The following is a 14,843-nucleotide window of genomic DNA, read 5'->3' on the forward strand; positions in this document are numbered from 1 at the left end:
GCGTGCCATACACCTGTCGCGGGCTGGCCACGTAGGCGAAGCTGTTGATGGTGATCTGGCCGCCGGCGATGCTGTCGATGTACACCGACGGCGCCGGCTGCTGCAGTACCGTGTTGTGGGCGCCGTAGGCATCCAGCAGCGCCTGTCGCAGGCTCGCAACGTCGGTGCTGGCCGGCACCGCGAACTGGATCTGGATGCGGCCCTGGTTGTTGCCCATCGTCATGTTGCGGATGGTCTTGGTGATCAGTTCGGAATTGGGCACGATCAAGGTGGATTTGTCGCTCACCTGGATCTCGGTCGAACGCACGTTGATGCGCTTGATATCACCTTCCTGGTCACCCAGCTTCACCCAGTCACCGATCTTCACCGGCCGCTCGGTCAGCAGGATCAGGCCGGAGACGAAGTTCTGGATGATCGCCTGCAGGCCGAAGCCGATACCCACCGAGAGCGCACTGACCAGCAGCGCCAGGTTCTTCAGGTTCAGGCCCATCGCCGTCAGCGCCCACAGGCCCACCAGGATGATGCCGACGTAGCCGGCGATGGTGCTGATCGAATTTCGTGCACCCAGGTCGAGTTCGGTCTTGGGCAGGTAGGTATCGGTCAACCAGCGCTGCAGCAACTGGGTCAGGCCCATGCCCACCAGCAGCACCAGCACGCCGGTGACGATGCGGCCCGGCTGCAGCGTCAGGTCCTTGTTGATCTCGATGCCATTGGCCAGCGAGGCAATGCGTTCAACGATCGTGCCGATGTTGCCGAACGGCGCGGCCAGCGCCAGCAGGGCGATCAACACTACCAGGGTGCGCAGCATCGCCGACAGCAGCACGCCCGCCTGTTCCAGCTTCGACACGCTCAGTCCGGTGCTGAGCAGGATGGTCTGGCCAACCTTGCTGTCGGCGTTGAGCAGCCAGGTGGAGAAATCGTCGACGAACTTGAACAGCAGCGTTGCCGCCAGCACCACGATGCTGCCGCCGATCAGCTGCTGGTTCACGAACTTGGCGAAGTTCACATAGCCCAGCAGGGTGGCGATGATCGCGGCGACCACGGCGATGTTGCCGGCCACGCGGGCCAGCACCAGCCAGCTGCTGCGTCGTACCGGCAGCTGTGCGCCAAGACCGTCGGCCTGCGCTTCCAGCTTCGCCTCGGCCTCGGCGGTCTGCCGCCGATGCAGGCGCGCCAGGGTCACCAGCATGGCCATGATCAGGCCCAGATAAGTCAGCGCGATCACACCATCCAGCGCCACCGTGGTGACATCGCTGGTGCGCGTGGCGCGATCAAGGGCCACCAGCACCGTGCTCAGCCAGGCCAGTGCCGCAGCACCCCAGGCGTACTTGCGCAGTTTCAGCGCGGCGGTGTCATCCAGATTCAGCAGCCGCCACGAGGGCCGCTTGGGCACCAGCAGGCAGGCGCTGAGCGCGGAAATGAAGGCCGCCGCGAACGTCGCCGCCTGCACACCTTCAGCCACGCTCTGCAGTCGCGGCGGAATCGCGCCAATGGCATCCAGCGCGGCCACCAGCACCACCACGGCGTAACCGGGCAGCAGGGTGCCTACCAGCAGCAGCCACATGGCCAGGCCGGAGCGGCGCAAGCGGCCGTCGGGGGCGCGCTCGGACGCGGCGAAACGGCGCCCCAGCGCGCGCAGCCACAGGCGCAACGGGAACATCATCACCAGTGCTGCAGTCAGCCCCAGCAGCAACGTGCCCCAGCCGTGGGTGGCAATGGCCGTGGTCAGCGCAGCACGGCCCTGCTGGGCCAAGGGCGTGACGCGGGCGATGTCGTTTGGCAACTGGTCGGCCACCTGTCGCCACAGCGTCGGCGACAGCGGCGAGGCGACCTTGCGCCCCAGTTCCTCGGTGCGCTGCGCGTTGCGCTGCTTGTCGATGTCAGCGCTCAGCTGTTGCGCGCGCACGGCGCTGGATTTGGCTTGGGCAATCGATGCCACCAGGGCATCGCGCTGGCGGGTCAGCGTGCGCCGCTGCGCGGCCAGCTCCGGCGGTTCAGTGGTGTCCTTGGGGGCATCGCCCAGCTGCGTCAGCTGCTCGTTGAGCTGGTCCAACTGCGGCTGCAGGGTCTTTTCCAGCGCCTCGGCATCGCGCTTGGCCTGTGATGCAGTTTCCGAAAGCGTGCCCAGCGTTTCGGTGGCCTCGGCGTCAACGCGCTTGCGCTCAACATCCTTCAGCGTGCTGTCGATCTGCGCCAGCTGCTGCTTCGGTGTGGGGTCGTCATCCTGGGCCAGTGCCGGCACAGCCAGCAGCAACGTGCAGCACAACAGCAGGCCCAACCAGGGGCCACGCACCAGGATCGTTCGGAAGAAGGAAGACAAGCCAGCCACACCGGTTCACGCGGACCACCGCGCCTGCGCGCGACTATACGGCAGGTGCTGTAAACGGCGGATGCGCAGGCGCTGGCGGGTGGCGGCGGCTCAGTACTTCAGCCGCAGCTCTTCCACCTGTGGCTGCTGCAGCGCGTACCACTCCTGGAATTCTTCCTCGGTGATCTCATCCGGCGCGTACACCGCGATCGGGTGCCAGGCATGGTCGGTCGGCAACGGCTGGCGCGGCCCGGCGCGCAGGCTGTAGGCCACGCCTTCGTAGTCCACCAGATCGTCGACCTGCGGCCACTGCTCGCGGGCGAACTGGGTTTCACTCTTCAACAGGATCACCTGGTACATCGGCACCTCCACTGCGGTTGGATCGGAAAAACGCGGCGCTGGCGGAAGCATACCGCTGCGCCGATGACGGCACGCGCTCCGCCGAGGCGACGGAACGTTCTGGACATGGCCCTCGCCCCGGCTTCACCCGCCCGTGGCAGTGTCCTCGGCATCGTGGAGGTCCTCTCCTGCCACACCTGACAATGACCGACCTGCCGCCCCTGAAGACCGTCGCCGACCTCAAGCTGCCCCGCTACCTGGGCACCTGGTACGAGATCGCCCGCCTGCCGATGCGCCATGAGCCGGAGGGCTGCACCGACGTATCGGCGCATTACACCCTGCTCGACAACGGCAACGTGGGTGTCACCAACCGCTGCCGCATGGACGGCGAGGTCGAGGAAGCCACCGGTGAGGCCTGCGCGATCGACAACGACAGCGCGCGGCTGGAAGTCAGCTTCCTGCCCAAGGGCCTGCGCTGGCTGCCCTTCGCCAAGGGTGACTACTGGGTGATGCAGGTGGCGCCGGACTACAGCGTGGCCCTGGTCGGCAGCCCGGATCGCAAGTACCTGTGGCTGCTGGCGCGTGAGCCCCGGCTGGATGCCACCGTGCAGGACCATTATCTGGCAGCCGCACGCCTGCAGGGCTTCGATCTGTCCGAACTGATCCAGACCCCGCATACCGGCCACCCCACCGCCTGAGCACGAACCCGCATGGACCTGAAGAGTGGCTACCCGTGGTGGGCGGTGCGCAACGGCCTGATCCAGGCCTTCCCGCCGCTGGAACAGGATCTGCACTGCGATGTGCTGGTGGTCGGTGGCGGCATCACCGGCGCGCTGATCGCCGATGAGCTGTCGGCCCATGGGCACGACGTTGCAGTGATCGAGCAGCGCGACATCGGCTGGGGCAGCACCGCAGCCAGTACCGCGTTGCTGCAGTACGAGATCGACACCCATCTGCTGGAGCTGGCCTCGCAATATGGCGAGGACGCTGCGGCGCTGGCGTACCAGGCATGCGCGGATGCGATCCCGGCCCTGCGCCAAGTGGCACGCGGCCTGAAGGACGTGGATTTCAAGCAGATGGACAGCCTGTACCTGGCCAGTCGCCGCCGTGACGTACCGCGGCTGATGGCCGAAGGTGAGGCGCGCCGTGGCATCGGCCTGGATGCGCGCTGGCTGGACCGCGATGCGCTGCAGGAACGTTTCAGCGTTGATGCCGGCGGCGCGTTGCTGACCCGCCAGGCCGCGCGCGTGGATCCGTACCGTCTGGCCTATGGCCTGCTCGACCGTGTGCGCAGGCGCGGCGGCGTGGTCCACGACCGCACCGTGCTGCACGCCCTCACCCCCAGCGCACGCGGCGTGACTGCGCGCACCGAATCCGGCATGCAGATCCGTGCCCGCCACGTGGTGCTGGCGATGGGCTATGCCAACCAGCAATGGCTGGACCCACGCGTGGCCCGAAACCGCAGCAGCTATGCCTTCATCACCGACCCGATCAACGCCGACGAGCTGGGCTGGCTGCAGCGCACGATGGTCTGGGAGAGCGCGCGCCCCTACCTGTACTTGCGCGCCACCGGCGACCGCCGGCTGCTGGTGGGCGGGCTGGACGACGCCATCGATATTCCCGCCCGCCGCGATGGCCGGGTGGAAAGCAAGGCCCGCAAACTGATGAAGCAGCTGCTGCAGTGGTTCCCGCACCTGCAGCCGACGCCGGCGTTTTCATGGGCAGGCACCTTTGCCGAGACCGCCGACGGTCTGCCGTTCTTCGGGCCGCATGCGCAGTGGGGCCCTAGGGTGCAGTTCGCCATGGCCTACGGCGGCAACGGCATTACCTATTCAATGATCGGTGCCGGGCTGCTGCGGGTAGGGATCGAGCGGCGCAAGCATCCGCTGGCGGCGCTGTTCGGGTTCGGGCGGTTGTAGCGTGCAGCCAGGCATGGCCTGGCTCTACCGCAACCGGGCGCCGACAGGCATCATTCAAGCAGCGCCTGCTAGCGTCGGCCTGTACCGCCGCGTGCTGCGCGGCCCCTCTCCGTTGGAGCGCTGTCATGATCCGCCCCCTGACCCTGCTGCTGTGCCTGGCCGCCCTGCCCGGGACCGCGTTGGCGCAGTCCGCCGCCGGCGCCACCGCGCCGCAGGCCTCCGGCCTGGACCTGTCCGTGCCGCAGACGCCGATCCGCTATCTCAACGATCCGGCCCTGCAGCAGGATCCGCCGGGCACGTTCTACGGCGACAAGACCGGCCCGCGCGTGAATGGCGACGGCAGGATCGCCGACGTCACGGATGACAAGGTCAAGGTGTCCGGCAGTTTCACCACCGGCATCGGATACGCCAAGAATTACGGCAACACGCATTACAACGCCGCCACGCTCAACCTCAGCAAGAACTACACCAACGATGAAGGCAAGACCCGCGGGGTCAACGTCAACATCCACGTGAGCGAAGGCAAGGGCCCGGGCTTCTTCGGGCCGTATGGTGGTGGCGGCTACTACGGTGGTGGCCCGGGCTATTGGGACTACCCGCCGCCTTACGGCTGGTAAGGGCCCGCTCCATCGTTCGGGACACCCCACGCTTGGTAGGTGTCGACCTTGGTCGACACGCTCTTCCGGCCCTGTGCCGACCAAGGTCGGCATCTACCGAAGCGCAGCTCAACCCGGCCAGCGGCCGGCTCTATCAGGCAGGTGTCGACCTTGGTCGACACACCCACCCCAGCAGGCATCAATCCAGCCAGCCATCACGCTCGCTGTGCAGGATGCGGCCGTCGTAACCACTCAAGCGCACTTCCACGCGCTGGTTACGGGCATTGCGGGCTTCCAGCGACCACGTTGCACCGTCGCGTTCCAGCGAATGGATCTCACGCAGCCCCTGCGACTGCGCCTTGGCCAGCACCTGCTCGGTACTCAGCTGTGCGCGGCTGTCGTGCTCGTCGAAGATCTCGCCGGTCTTCGGGTCCACATACACCTCGCTGAAGCGACCGTCGGCACGGCTGACATCGGCTTCCCACATGCCGTCATCGCGCTCGATCTCATGAATCTGGGTGTAGCCGGCCTTGCGCAGGGTCTGTTCGACCTGGGCCATGCCCAGCGGTGCGGCCTGGGCAGCGGGAGCGATGGCAAGCGCGACGACAGTGGCGAGGGTGAGCGACTTCAACATGGAGGTTCTCCTGTTCGGTGCCGGACCATCCCGGCAACGCCACGATGCGCCGCGTGGTTAACAGCCACTTAGCCGGCGCTGTTAGCCAACGGTTAGTCGGCAGCGGCACACTCGCGTCTGTTCCCCATTCCCCATCATCCACGTGCCGATCCTGTCTTCCCTGTCCCTGCTGCTGGCGCTGGCCAGCGCCCCGACCGCCACCGGCCCTGCCCAGGACCCGGCGCAGCAGGTCGCGCGCCGGGCCGTGCAACAGGGCCGCTACCTGCCGCTGGAAGGCGTGGTGCGCGATGCACTCAAGCGCCACCCCGGCCAGCTGCTGGAGGTGGAGCTGGACGATGGCGTGTACGAAGTGGAGATCCTGCGCGCCGACGGCGTGGTGGTGGAGCTGGACTATGATGCGCGCAACGGCAGGCTGCTGAAGACGGAGCTGGACGACTGATGCGCATCCTGTTGGCCGAAGACGATGCCGCATTGGCCGAGCGCCTGCAGCCGCTGCTGGAACAAGCCGGTTACGTGGTCGACGTGGTGGCCGATGGTCGCCAGGCCGAGGAGATCGGCCAGGTGGAAGACCTGCAGGCCGCGATCGTCGATCTGGGCCTGCCCGGGCTGGATGGGCTGAGCGTGATCGAGCGTTGGCGCGGCAATGGCCGCGACTTTCCGGTGCTGGTGCTGACCGCGCGCGGACGCTGGCACGACAAGCTGGCCGGCTTCGATGCCGGCGCCGACGACTACCTGACCAAACCCTTCCAGGCTGACGAACTGGTGCTGCGCCTGCGCGCACTGATCCGCCGCAGCCATGGCCACGCCAGCCCGCGCCTGCAGTGCGGCCCGCTGCAGCTGGACGTCAATGCCGGGCGCTTCGACCTAGATGGCCAGGCACTGGCACTGAGCCCACAGGAATTCCGCCTGCTCAGCTACTTCATCCACCACAGCGGCCAGGTGATCGGCCGCGACCGTCTGGGCGAACATGTGTTCGATGGCGGCCACGATCCCGATTCGAATGCGCTGGACGTGCTGCTGGGGCGCGTGCGTCGCAAGCTCGGCACCGACCTGATCCAGACCGTACGCGGCCAGGGCTGGCGGTTGGCCGCGCCGTGAGCCGGCAACCGTCACTGCGACGCCGGCTGCTGCTGGCCGGTGGCATCGGCCTGCTGCTGGTCTCGGCACTGGCCAGTGCGCTGCTGGGCGAACTGTTCAAGCGCAGCGCGCGCGACCGCCTGGACAACGAACTGCAGCAGGACATGCTGACCCTGCTGGCGCAGGCCGAGATCGATGCCGACGGCCAGCTGCAGCTGCGCCAGGAACCCAACGACGCGCGCTTCCAGCGTGTGTTCTCCGGCGCCTACTGGCAGATCGCCGATGGCAGCGGCAAGGTGTTGCTGCAGTCGCGTTCGCTGTGGGATGAAACACTGGCCGCGTCGGCTGCGGGCCCGACCGCACGCAATCTTCCCGGCCCGCTGCAGCAGTCGCTGCGCGCGCGCGCGCAGCAGGTGCGCCTGCCCCGCGCGAACGAACCCTATGTTGCCGTGGTCGCCACCGACCGCAGTGCATTGGACGCGGACGTCGCCGCGTTCCGCCAACGCAGCGCGGTGGCGCTGGCGTTACTGGTCGCTGCTTGGCTGGCGGTACTGGCCAGCCAGGTGCATTTCGGCCTGCGCCCGCTGCAACGTCTCGGTACGCAGCTGGAACGTGTGCGCCGCGGCGATGCACAGCGCATCGATACGGCGGGACTGGGCGCTGAAATCGCGCCGCTGGGTGAGGAACTCAATGCGCTGCTGGACCACCAGCAACGGATGGTGGCGCGCGCGCGTACCAGTGCACAGGACTTGGCGCATGCGCTGAAAACACCGCTGAGCGTGCTCGCCGCCGAAGCTGATGGCGAAGGCCGCGAATGGCGTACCACGCTGCGTGAGCAGGGCGCGCGCATGCAGGCCAGCGTCGATCGCTATCTTGCCGCCGGATTGACCGCCGATCATCGCGAGCGCACGCCGGTGGCAGCGGTGGCGCAGGCGATGTGCAGGTTGATGGCACGGGTGCATGGCGAGCGTGCGCTGCAGTTCCAGGCCGAGGGCATTGCCAGCGACCTGCAGTTCGCCGGCGCCAGCGCCGACCTGGAAGAGATGCTTGGCAACCTGCTCGACAACGCCGGCAAGTGGGCACAGCAGGACGTAATAGTGACAGCGCGTGCGGACGAAGGGCAGTTGCGCATCGACGTGCGCGATGACGGCCCCGGTCTGGCAGCCGAGGCGCTGGCGCAGGTCATCCAGCGCGGCGTGCGGCTGGATGAGCGCGAAAGCAGCAGCGGCCTGGGGCTGGCGATCGTCGGTGATATCGCCGCCAGTTATGGCGGGCGGTTGGCGTTGGAGAATGCGCAGCCGGGGTTGCGCGCGACGCTGTGGTTGCCGGTGGGGTGACGCGCCGCTGCGCTCGCCGGGCATGGCCCGGCGCTACCGGATCACGCGCCCACCGGTAGGTGTCGACCTTGGTCGACACGCATCAAGAGCGCCGACCAAGGTCGGCAACTACCGGTGGTGCATCCACCAGCAGTCGATGGCATCCAGCACGATGTGGATCATCAAACCAATCCCCACCAGCCGCGTCTTCTTCGGCACGCACAGGCCCGCATACACGGCAATCGCCGGCGCGGTATGCAACGGGTGGAAGCCGATGCTGCAGCGGTTCGGGGCGTAGATCGGGTCGGCCAGCAGATGGTCCAGGTCGATGATCCAGCCCAGCAGCAGCAACAGCCACGCCGAGGCGAAACGCTTGCGCCAGAACAGCCATGCCAGCAGGGCTGGCACGGCGGCATGCAGGAACAGGTGGAAGATCGCGCGCGCGCTCATCAGACGGGGCTCATCACCGCCGGTAGCGCCGGGCCATGCCCGGCGTTCCCGTCACCCTCAGACCAGCGGTTCGTCGGACAGGTAGGTGTAACCGGTCAGACCCGCTTCCAGCGCTTCAGACAGCTCCTGCGCGCGCTCCGGCGACAGGTCTGCCGATGCCACACGCTCGGCGTAGGACGCACGCAGGTCATCCAGCTTGTAGCCCACGTAATCCAGCATCACGTCGGTGGTGTCGCCGCGACGCTGCTGGGTGATGGCGTAGCCATCGGCATCGGCCAGCACTTCCACCGCATCGGTATCACCGAACAGGTTGTGGATGTCGCCGAGGATTTCCTGGTAGGCACCGACCATGAAGAAACCGATGCGGTAGCTCTCGCCGTGCTTGATCGCGTGCAGCGGCAGCGAGCTGTCCAGGCTTTCGTTCTCGACATAGGTCTTGACCATGCCATCGGAATCGCAGGTCATGTCGGCGATGATGCCGCGGCGATCCGGCGTCTCGTTCAGGCGTTCGATCGGCACGATCGGGAACACCTGGTCGATCGCCCACGCATCAGGAATCGACTCGAACACGCTGAAGTTGACGAAGTACTTGTCGACCAGGCGTTCGTTCAGTTCATCCAGCGCCGGGCGATGGCTCTTCTCGTCATAGCTCAGGCGCGCACGCACGCCGTGGGCGATGGCATAGAAAAGATCGTCGATGCGCGCACGCTGCGGCAGGTCGATCTGGCCCAGCGCATAGCTGGACAGGCCTTCGGCGTGGAAGTGCTGTGCTTCCTGGAACAGTTCCACCGCCGGACGCACGTCCAGTTCTTCGTGGATCTCGCGCAGGTGGCGGATCGAGGCCGGCTCGTCGTCGTGCTGGTCCGGCACGCGGCCTTCCTGCGCCTGTTCCACTTCAGACACGTTGGCGATCAGCACCGCGTGGTGCGCGGTCATCGCACGCCCACACTCGGTGACGATGCGCGGCGGGGTCAGGCCGTGCTCTTCGCAGGCATTGGCCAGCGGCTGCACGATGTTGCTGGCGTACGAATTGAGGCCGTAGTTGATCGAGCAGAAGCTGCGCGAACGGGTGCCTTCGTAGTCCACGCCCAGGCCACCGCCCACGTCGACGTGGGTGATCTTCGCACCCAGCTGTGACAGCTCGACGAAGTAACGGGTGGCTTCGCGCATGCCGTTGGCGATGTCGCGCACGTTGGAGATCTGCGAGCCCATGTGGAAGTGCAGCAGGCTCAGGCAGTCGGCGTATTCGGTATCGCGCAGCGACTTCCACAGGTCCAGCAGCTGGCGCGGCGACAGCCCGAACTTGGCCTTGTCGCCACCGCTGTTCTGCCACTTGCCGGCGCCCAGCGAGGCCAGGCGCATGCGCACGCCCAGGCCCGGCTTCACGTCCAGCGCCTTGGATTCTTCCAGCACCAGCTTCAGCTCGGACGGCTTCTCGATGACGATGAAGGTCTGCAGGCCCAGCTTGCGGCCGATCAGCGCCAGGCGGATGTACTCGCGGTCCTTGTAGCCGTTGCAGACGATCAGGCCACCCGGGCGCGACAGCGCCAGCACGGCCATCAGTTCCGGCTTGCTGCCCGCTTCCAGGCCGAAGCCTTCACCGTGGTGGCTGGCCAGAGTGCCGGCCACGCCGCGGTGCTGGTTCACCTTGATCGGGTACACGGCGGTGTAGCCGCCCGGGTAGTCCCAATCCTGCTGGGCCTGGGCGAACGCCGCCTGCAGCTTGCCCAGGCGCTGGCCGAGGATGTCCGGGAAGCGCACCAGCAGCGGCAGCTTGGCACCGGCCGCGCGCGCAGCATCGACCACCTTGGGCAGCGACACCACCGGGCCATCCGCCCCGGTCGGTCTCACCACCATGTGCCCGGCCTGATCCACGTCGAAATAGCCATCCGCCCAGTGCGGGATCGAGTAGGTCTTGCGGGCTTGGTCGAGGGACCAATCGGTCATTGCAGTCGGCCTTGTGGCAAATAAAAGGGGGGGCATGATAACGCCTATATGCCCACAGGTTCGTTATCATGCGCGCCCGCGCCCGTGGCAGGTCTGAACCTGAACGGGCCGATCCGTCCGGATGCGTGGCACCCCGCCTTCAGCCCGGCTCCATCCCCTCCGAACAGGAATGCTTTCCCATGACTGACAACAGCAACTGGTACATCGAACACTTCGAGCGCACCGGCTCGGCCATCGGCTACCGCATCACCGGCAAGCTGGACGAAGTACAGTCGCCGTTCCAGAAGATCGAGATCTTCCAGACCACCGACTGGGGCAACCTGATGACCATCGATGGGGCCATCATGCTGACCAGCAAGGACAACTTCTTCTACCACGAGATGATCAGCCACCCGGTGCTGTTCACTCACGCCGCGCCCAAGCGCGTGGTGATCATCGGCGGCGGCGACTGCGGCACCCTGCGCGAAGTGCTCAAGCACAAGGGCGTGGAGAGCGTGACCCAGTGCGACATCGACGAGCAGGTAACGGTGATGGCGCGCAAGCACTTCCCGGAACTGTGCGATTCCAACAACGACCCGCGCGCCGAGCTGATGTTCGATGACGGCGTGGCCTACATGGCCAACTGCCCGGCCGGCAGCGTGGACGTGGTGATCGTCGATTCGACCGACCCGGTCGGCCCGGGCGAAGGCCTGTTCAACAAGGCGTTCTACGAGAGCTGCTTCAAGGCCCTGAAGGACGACGGCATCCTGGTGCAGCAGTCCGAGTCGCCGCTGATGCAGCTGGACCTGATCAACGAAATGCGTACCGAGATGGGCAAGGCGGGCTTCGGCTCGTTCAAGACCCTGCCGTTCCCGCAGCCGTGCTACCCCACCGGCTGGTGGAGCGTGACCCTGGCGCGCAAGGGCGACAGCAGCTTCGACTTCCGCCAGGCTGATTCGGCCGCCAAGACCTTCGACACCCTGTACTACACCGCCGCGCTGCACACCGGCGTGCTGGTGACCCCGCCGTTCGTGAAGGCGGCGCTGAAGGGTTGATCGGAAAGCGTGCCAACCAAGGTTGGCACCTACCAAAGCAAAAACCCGCGCTGGCAGCAGCGCGGGTTTTTCGTTTTTCCGGTAGCGCCGGGCCATGCCCGGCGGCGGTTCGCTCAAAGCGCCCAGATACCAGCGATCACCGCCACCACAAGGCCCCACTTGATCACCTGGTAGGCCACCACGCTGCGCTCGCGCAGGGCCTTGGCCTTCAGCCGCACCTTGTAGACGCTGCCGAAGGCCTTGTTGACGCCACCGGTCGGGTCACCCGGCAGGTTCGGCGATGCCCCACCGGCCAGCAGCGTGGACGCCACCAAGCGGTTGAACAGGCCCGGCAGGCCGAAGCGCAGCGGACGGGCGATATCGCAGAACAGGATCACCCGGTCATCGGGCGTCTCGTTGTGCGCATGGTGGATGTAGGTCTCGTCGAACATCATCCACTCGCCGTCGCGCCAGCTCTTCTTGATGCCGTCCACTTCGATGTAGCAGGCATCGTTGTTGGGCGTGGCCAAGCCCAGGTGCAGGCGCAGCGAACCGGCAAACGGGTCGCGGTGCGGGCGCAGCTCGCTGCCCGACGGCAGCTGCGCGAACATCGCCGCGCGCACGTCCGGCAGCGATTCCAGCAGCACGGTGGTCTTCGGGCACATCGCCTTGGCCGACGGGTGCGAGGGGCCGTACCACTTCAGGTAGAAGCGCTTCCAGCCGCGGCGGAAGAACGAGTTGAAGCCGGCATCGTTGAACGTGCTGGAGGCAGCGATCGCCTGCGCATCGCGCAGCGCCAGCGCCTCGTCGCGGATCATCTGCCAGTTCTGCCGCAGCGGCTCCAGCTGCGGGAATTCCTTGCCCGGGTCCAGGAACGGCGTGGTCGGCACCTTCGAGAACATGTACATGACCACGTTGATCGGGGCCATGAAGCTGGAGTGGTCCAGCAGCTGGCGCGACCAGCGCGCACGGACCTTGCCACGGAAGTGGATGTACAGCACGCAGGACACGAACAGCGCCGCAAGCACGATTTTGATGATCAAAACACTTTCCTCCAGCACACGCCGGACAGGGAAACAGGGCGATGCGGCCGCAGGGCCGGCATCAGTGGGGGAACGCGGCAGGAGACGGGGACGTGCCGGGTGGGTGCGGCCGTCGATGTCGCGTGTAACAGCTTATGGTCGGCAGGCCGTGCGCCGGGGTCAAGCCGGGCGTGCGGGACAGTCAGTGCTGCGTTACTGAACAGGTGGCCTACACTGCCTCGATGCCCTTGCCACAGACCGAACCCTACCCCGCTCTGAGCGCACGCTACAGCGACTTTTTCGCCCCGCCCGCGCAGGCCGCCGCGCCACGCAGCGAGGTCTTTGGCTGGGGCGGCGGCCTGCGAATGGACCGGCATGGGCCCGCCGACGCCGGCCTGACGGTGCTGCTGGTGCATGGCGCCGGTGGCTACGGCCGGATGTTCGCACCGCTGGCGGCAGAGCTGGCAGCGGCCGGGCACGAGGTGCTGGCGCCGGATCTGCCCGGCTATGGGCTCAGCCCCGCGCCCTGGCAGCAGGTGGACTACGGCATCTGGAAACAGGCGCTGCTGGCGCTGATTCACGCCGAACACCAACGGCGGCCGCGACCGCTCGTGCTGCTCGGCGCCAGCATCGGCGGCTATCTGGCCTATCTGGTGGCGGCCGAATCACCGTGGGTGCGTGGCTTGGCTGTCACGACCCTGGCCGACCCGCGCGATCCGGTGGTGCAGGCGACGCTGGTCCGCCAGCCGTGGATGCGCGCCCTGCTACCGGGGCTGCGCCCGCTCAGTCGGCTGACCCGCGGCCTGCGCGTACCCGTGCGCTGGTTCACTCACATGCAGCGGATGTCGCGCAATCCGGCGCTGACCGCGCTGGTCTGCGCCGACCCACTGGGGGGTGGCAACCGGGTGCCGGTGGGGCTGCTGGCATCGCTGTTCGACACCGCCCCGGCCGTGGAGCCCGAACAGTTCACCCGCTGCCCGGTGCTGATGGTGCACCCCGCCCGCGACGACTGGACGCCGGTGGCGATCAGCGACCGCTTCTACCAGCGGTTGGCCGCGCCGAAGCAGCGGGTGCTGCTGGACGAATGTGGCCATTTCCCCATTGAGCAGCCCGGGTTGGACCAGCTGCGCGACGCACTGCTGCCGTTCGTTGCGCGCATTGCTGACCTCGCCCCAACTGCAAGTTATTGATTTAAATAACGCCTTGCAGAAGTGAGACAAAATTGTCCGAATGTATGTGACGAACTGTTCCAGCCACGACGCCGACATTTCTCCGACAAATCGTGGAATAGCGAACTCGCCGGTACTAAAATTGGCTTAACGAAAATTTAGCCAGTTCCCCTAGTCGTACCGGTTCGCTTGACGCTTCAGCGCCGCCCACCGGGTCGCCCGAGACCCCACATGATCCCTTCCATCACCCCCTCCCCGTCCTGCGGCGATGACGCCGTGGCGCCGCTGCTGCTCAAGCGCGGTGAACGCTTCCTCGCCCCCGATGTCTACCGCACCTGCCTGGACGGCCGTCCGGCGGTGGTGAAGGACTACTCCCGCTACCGTGGTACCCCGGTGTCGCCGATCGCCCGGCTGATGGTGCGCCGCGAAGCGCGCATGCTGGAGCGCCTGGGCGGCTGGAAGCACGCCCCAGCCCTGCTCGGCACCCTCGGTGGCCTGGCGCTGGGCATGGAATTCATCCCCGGCCAGACCCTGAGCACCGCGCAGGCCGTGGGCAATGAAGTGTTTGAACAGCTGCAGCACGCGATCACCCGCCTGCATGCCGCCGGCATCACCCACAACGACCTGCATGGCACCAACGTGGTGGTCAGCGCCGGCGTACCGGTGCTGCTGGATTTCACCTCGGCCTGGCGCGTACCGCGCTGGCTGCGCCGCAACCCGCTGAGCCGGCAGCTGAGCCGCAGCGACATGAAGAACCTGCTGAAGATGCGCCAGCGCGTGACCGGCCAGGCGCCGAGTGCTGCACAGGCTGCGCTGGTGGCCGACCCCGGTTGGGTAGCGGCCGTGCGGCAGGGCTGGAAGCGGTTCTATAAGTGGGCCAAGCGGCGGTAGGCGCTTCGCTCTGGTGGGGGTCGAGCTTGCTCGACCGCTTCACCCGCTTTACCGGTGGTGGGTCGAGCTTGCTCGACCGCTTTTCTGTAGAGCCGAGCCCACGCTCGGCTGCTCTTTGCATCAGCCGAGCGTGGGCTCGGCTCTACAAAAGCGGCTTACAAC

At 66.8% G+C, this 14,843-nt stretch carries 15 protein-coding genes; 9 read left to right on the forward strand and 6 right to left on the reverse strand.

The features are described from left to right. Window positions 1–2,329: DUF3772 domain-containing protein (locus DBR20_RS13690; RefSeq protein ID WP_181393085.1), on the reverse strand; the 2,329-nt coding region annotated here is incomplete at its 3' end. A gap of 90 nt (window positions 2,330–2,419) precedes the next feature. Further along, window positions 2,420–2,668, reverse strand: coding sequence for a hypothetical protein (locus tag DBR20_RS13695; protein WP_089237451.1), 249 nt, complete (start codon window positions 2,666–2,668; stop codon window positions 2,420–2,422). A gap of 182 nt (window positions 2,669–2,850) precedes the next feature. Between DBR20_RS13695 and DBR20_RS13700 the strand changes: the two genes are divergently transcribed. The 3 genes from DBR20_RS13700 to DBR20_RS13710 all read left to right on the forward strand — a co-directional run bounded on the left by DBR20_RS13700 (window position 2,851) and on the right by DBR20_RS13710 (window position 5,183). Then, window positions 2,851–3,345 (forward strand): lipocalin family protein, encoded by a 495-nt coding sequence (locus tag DBR20_RS13700; RefSeq protein ID WP_108266558.1) that lies wholly within the window; start codon window positions 2,851–2,853, stop codon window positions 3,343–3,345. 12 nt (window positions 3,346–3,357) lie between these two features. Next, window positions 3,358–4,566: an FAD-dependent oxidoreductase gene (locus DBR20_RS13705; protein WP_108266559.1), complete on the forward strand. Its 1,209-nt coding sequence runs from the start codon at window positions 3,358–3,360 to the stop codon at window positions 4,564–4,566. Window positions 4,567–4,691: 125 nt separating this feature from the next. Continuing rightward, the gene (locus tag DBR20_RS13710) at window positions 4,692–5,183 is read left to right on the forward strand and encodes a hypothetical protein (RefSeq protein WP_100462142.1); all 492 of its coding nucleotides are present in this window, start codon (window positions 4,692–4,694) and stop codon (window positions 5,181–5,183) included. Window positions 5,184–5,361: 178 nt separating this feature from the next. Here the strand turns inward: DBR20_RS13710 and DBR20_RS13715 are convergent, their stop codons facing one another. After that, window positions 5,362–5,796 carry a PepSY domain-containing protein gene (locus DBR20_RS13715; RefSeq protein ID WP_108266560.1) on the reverse strand — a complete coding sequence of 145 codons (435 nt, stop codon included), beginning with the start codon at window positions 5,794–5,796 and terminating at the stop codon, window positions 5,362–5,364. Between the two features lie 148 nt (window positions 5,797–5,944). Between DBR20_RS13715 and DBR20_RS13720 the strand changes: the two genes are divergently transcribed. The 3 genes from DBR20_RS13720 to DBR20_RS13730 are packed head-to-tail and all read left to right on the forward strand — an operon-like array spanning window position 5,945 to window position 8,210. Then, window positions 5,945–6,235, forward strand: coding sequence for a PepSY domain-containing protein (locus DBR20_RS13720; protein ID WP_108266568.1), 291 nt, complete (start codon window positions 5,945–5,947; stop codon window positions 6,233–6,235). Next, the gene (locus DBR20_RS13725; RefSeq protein ID WP_089237460.1) at window positions 6,235–6,894 is read left to right on the forward strand and encodes a response regulator transcription factor; all 660 of its coding nucleotides are present in this window, start codon (window positions 6,235–6,237) and stop codon (window positions 6,892–6,894) included. Before DBR20_RS13720 ends, DBR20_RS13725 begins: the two co-directional genes overlap by 1 nt. Then, complete coding sequence (locus tag DBR20_RS13730; RefSeq protein ID WP_108266561.1) at window positions 6,891–8,210, forward strand: sensor histidine kinase; 1,320 nt, start codon at window positions 6,891–6,893, stop codon at window positions 8,208–8,210. The genes DBR20_RS13725 and DBR20_RS13730 overlap by 4 nt, the downstream gene beginning before the upstream one ends. Before the next feature lie 108 nt (window positions 8,211–8,318). Here the strand turns inward: DBR20_RS13730 and DBR20_RS13735 are convergent, their stop codons facing one another. Together DBR20_RS13735 and speA are read right to left on the reverse strand one after the other, a co-directional pair. After that, a complete protein-coding gene (locus tag DBR20_RS13735) occupies window positions 8,319–8,639 on the reverse strand; it encodes a DUF6122 family protein (RefSeq protein WP_033832425.1) in 321 nt (106 codons plus the stop codon). Window positions 8,640–8,696: 57 nt separating this feature from the next. Then, window positions 8,697–10,586: an arginine decarboxylase gene (speA, locus tag DBR20_RS13740; RefSeq protein WP_108266562.1), complete on the reverse strand. Its 1,890-nt coding sequence runs from the start codon at window positions 10,584–10,586 to the stop codon at window positions 8,697–8,699. A gap of 179 nt (window positions 10,587–10,765) precedes the next feature. Between speA and speE the strand changes: the two genes are divergently transcribed. Next, window positions 10,766–11,620: a polyamine aminopropyltransferase gene (gene speE / locus DBR20_RS13745; protein ID WP_089237463.1), complete on the forward strand. Its 855-nt coding sequence runs from the start codon at window positions 10,766–10,768 to the stop codon at window positions 11,618–11,620. 113 nt (window positions 11,621–11,733) lie between these two features. On the opposite strand, the gene DBR20_RS13750 is transcribed toward speE, so the two are convergent. Beyond that, window positions 11,734–12,639, reverse strand: coding sequence for an aspartyl/asparaginyl beta-hydroxylase domain-containing protein (locus DBR20_RS13750; protein ID WP_181393087.1), 906 nt, complete (start codon window positions 12,637–12,639; stop codon window positions 11,734–11,736). 206 nt (window positions 12,640–12,845) lie between these two features. Between DBR20_RS13750 and DBR20_RS13755 the strand changes: the two genes are divergently transcribed. Both DBR20_RS13755 and DBR20_RS13760 read left to right on the forward strand, forming a co-directional pair. Then, window positions 12,846–13,811: an alpha/beta hydrolase gene (locus tag DBR20_RS13755; protein WP_181393086.1), complete on the forward strand. Its 966-nt coding sequence runs from the start codon at window positions 12,846–12,848 to the stop codon at window positions 13,809–13,811. Window positions 13,812–14,021: 210 nt separating this feature from the next. After that, on the forward strand, window positions 14,022–14,681 hold the full coding sequence (locus DBR20_RS13760; protein ID WP_089237465.1) for an RIO1 family regulatory kinase/ATPase: 660 nt from the start codon (window positions 14,022–14,024) through the stop codon (window positions 14,679–14,681). The last annotated feature ends 162 nt before the right edge of the window (window positions 14,682–14,843 follow it).

Source organism: Stenotrophomonas sp. HMWF023, assembly GCF_003060985.1.
GTDB lineage: Bacteria > Pseudomonadota > Gammaproteobacteria > Xanthomonadales > Xanthomonadaceae > Stenotrophomonas > Stenotrophomonas lactitubi.

Bases quoted from the DNA above. Each gene is read 5' to 3' on its own strand.
- DBR20_RS13695 (WP_089237451.1), bottom strand. From the start codon at position 2,668: ATGTACCAGGTGATCCTGTTGAAGAGTGAAACCCAGTTCGCCCGCGAG.
- DBR20_RS13700 (WP_108266558.1), top strand. From the start codon at position 2,851: ATGACCGACCTGCCGCCCCTGAAGACCGTCGCCGACCTCAAGCTGCCC.
- DBR20_RS13705 (WP_108266559.1), top strand. From the start codon at position 3,358: ATGGACCTGAAGAGTGGCTACCCGTGGTGGGCGGTGCGCAACGGCCTG.
- DBR20_RS13710 (WP_100462142.1), top strand. From the start codon at position 4,692: ATGATCCGCCCCCTGACCCTGCTGCTGTGCCTGGCCGCCCTGCCCGGG.
- DBR20_RS13715 (WP_108266560.1), bottom strand. From the start codon at position 5,796: ATGTTGAAGTCGCTCACCCTCGCCACTGTCGTCGCGCTTGCCATCGCT.
- DBR20_RS13725 (WP_089237460.1), top strand. From the start codon at position 6,235: ATGCGCATCCTGTTGGCCGAAGACGATGCCGCATTGGCCGAGCGCCTG.
- DBR20_RS13735 (WP_033832425.1), bottom strand. From the start codon at position 8,639: ATGAGCGCGCGCGCGATCTTCCACCTGTTCCTGCATGCCGCCGTGCCA.
- speA (WP_108266562.1), bottom strand. From the start codon at position 10,586: ATGACCGATTGGTCCCTCGACCAAGCCCGCAAGACCTACTCGATCCCG.
- speE (WP_089237463.1), top strand. From the start codon at position 10,766: ATGACTGACAACAGCAACTGGTACATCGAACACTTCGAGCGCACCGGC.
- DBR20_RS13760 (WP_089237465.1), top strand. From the start codon at position 14,022: ATGATCCCTTCCATCACCCCCTCCCCGTCCTGCGGCGATGACGCCGTG.